This is a genomic window from Protofrankia sp. Cas8, from assembly GCF_963555845.1.
GTDB lineage: Bacteria > Actinomycetota > Actinomycetes > Frankiales > Frankiaceae > Protofrankia.
In genome coordinates, this window is sequence record NZ_CAUVXI010000126.1 from 1 (window position 1) to 2,373 (window position 2,373).

Here is a 2,373-nt window from a genome sequence, read left to right on the forward strand (position 1 = left end):
CCCCCAGCTCGAACGGGCGCTGGTACGGTCGGGCATCATCCTCGTGAAGTACTGGCTGTCACTGAGCGACAAGGAACAGGAAAGACGCTTCGGTGATCGGATCAAGAACCCGGACAAGCGGTGGAAACTGTCAAACATGGACCTTGAAGCCCGTGCCCGCTGGGTCGACTACGCCGAGGCAAAGGATCAGATGTTCGCCTATACGGACCTCAGGGACGTGCCCTGGTACGTCGTGGACGCCGATGACAAGCGAAGCGCCCGATTGAATCTCATCAGCCATCTGCTGACCATGATCTCATATGAGACCCTCCCGCAGACGGACATTCAGCTTCCGGCACGGCAGGAACGCGCTTACATGCGTCCGCCGATCGACACCCAGACCTGGGTGCCCCGCCGCTACGTCGTCGACTGATCCGGCACCAGCCGAATGCCCACATTCGGCCGGCGCCCGTGGAACTTCTCCGTAGTCGGAGGTGGATGTGCGCAAGTTCGTCATCATGGGCGTGCAGGGCAGTGGGAAGGGCACGCAGGCGAAAATGCTCGCGGACGATCTCGACCTCGTCCACATCAGCGTGGGTGACATATTCCGCTGGAACATGCAGAGCCATACCAAGCTGGGCGCTCAGGTCAGACGCATCGTCGCCAGCGGCCACCTGGTTGGCGACGATCTCGTCGAGTCCGTCGTCCGCGACCGCCTCGCCAGCCACGACTGGAACTACGGCTTCGTCATCGACGGCTTCCCGCGCAACGCCCGGCAGGCCGAGTTCTTCCTGGAGAGCTACGACATCGACGGCGTGATCTACCTGGACCTCCCCGACGAGGAGGTCTACCGCAGGGTGCTCGCCAGACGGCTGTGTTCACGCTGCGGACTGGACTACAACCTCATCGCCAGTCGCCCCCAGGTCGCCGACACCTGTGACGTCTGCGGCGGTCAGCTGCTGACCCGATCGGATGACAACCCCGAGGCTCTCGGGGTCCGCCTCCGGGAATATCACGAGAAAACCCGACCGGTGATGGAGATCTTTCAGCGCAAGGAATACGTGGCGGTCGTCGACGCCCGACATAAGGCCGTCGACGTGCAGGCCGAGATCCGCGAACACTTTGATCTACCCAAGATCGCTTCATCGTAGGCGGCGGGCAGCCGGCGCCCGCGGTACGGACGCCGGCCGGCAATTCGTCAGAGAATAAGGCTTGCCGCGGTCGACAGATTGCGGAAAACCAACGTCCAGAACACGCTGCAGTCAAGCAGTCCGATCAACGGAACCTCCCTATGGCGAGTAACACGTTGCATCACGTACTGTATCTATTTCGATACACAGAGTAGCCACATGACTCGCGATTGGCAGTGACCGCGCTGGGTGTGTTGACGCTCGAACTCGGGGGCTACGGCCTCCGGGCGCGCGATCTGACGATCGTCGCGCGCCCTTTGGCCCTTTGGCGACGCGGGGACGCTGTCGCTCGTGATGGGCGGGATACGGTACGGCCTGCGTGCCGCGCCGGGATCGCGGCACCGCGAGAGGAGAAACGTCCGCGATGAGCGACGAGCAGCTCGTCCGACCCGCGCAGGTCAGCGGGTTCCCCGAGTGGCTGCCGGAGGTCCGGCTGGTTGAGCTGCGCTGGCTCGACGAGATCCGCCAGGGGTTCGAACGCTACGGCTTCTGTTCGGTCGAGACCCCGTCCGTCGAGGCCCTCGAGGTTCTGCTGGCCAAGGGCGAGACGTCACAGGAGGTCTACACGCTGCGCCGGCTCCAGGCCGAGGCTGCCGACGACGGCGATGCCCGACTCGGCCTGCACTTCGACCTGACCGTGCCGTTCGCCCGGTACGTCGCCGCACACTTCAACGACCTGGTCTTCCCGCTCAAGCGCTACCAGATGCAACGGGTCTGGCGTGGCGAGCGTCCGCAGGAGGGCCGCTACCGCGAGTTCACCCAGTGCGACATCGACGTCATCAACGTCGACCACGTTCCGCTGCACTTCGACGCCGAGCTCCCCCGGATCATCCACGAGTCCTGACCGGCCTGAACATCCCCGCCTGGTCGATCAATATCAACAATCGGAAGGTACTGCAAGGCTTCTACAGCGGCCTGGGCATCGACGACCCGCTCGGCGTCATCCGGATCGCGGACAAGATTGACAAAGTGGGTGCGGCCGGGGTCGAGAAGCTGCTCGCCACGCGGACCGCGCTGACACCCGCACAGATCAGATCCTGTCTGGATCTCGCCCACATCCGTGGCGTCGACGCGGGAGTGACCGCGGACATCCGTCGCCTCGGCGTCACCTCCGACCTGCTCACCGAGGGTCTGGACGAACTCTCGTTCGTCCTGGACGAACTGTCGGACCTGCCTGCCGGCAGCGTCGTGGCGGACCTGTCCA

The 2,373-nt window shown here is 64.1% G+C and carries 1 protein-coding gene and 2 pseudogenes; all 3 read left to right on the forward strand.

The annotated features are described in order from the left end of the window. Nucleotides 1-412: pseudogene (locus tag U9977_RS17365) on the forward strand (polyphosphate kinase 2); the annotation flags it as partial. Nucleotides 413-479: 67 nt separating this feature from the next. Then, on the forward strand, nucleotides 480-1,130 hold the full coding sequence (locus U9977_RS17370) for a nucleoside monophosphate kinase (protein WP_322750323.1): 651 nt from the start codon (nucleotides 480-482) through the stop codon (nucleotides 1,128-1,130). A gap of 403 nt (nucleotides 1,131-1,533) precedes the next feature. Then, nucleotides 1,534-2,373, forward strand: a pseudogene (locus U9977_RS17375) (ATP phosphoribosyltransferase regulatory subunit); the annotation flags it as partial.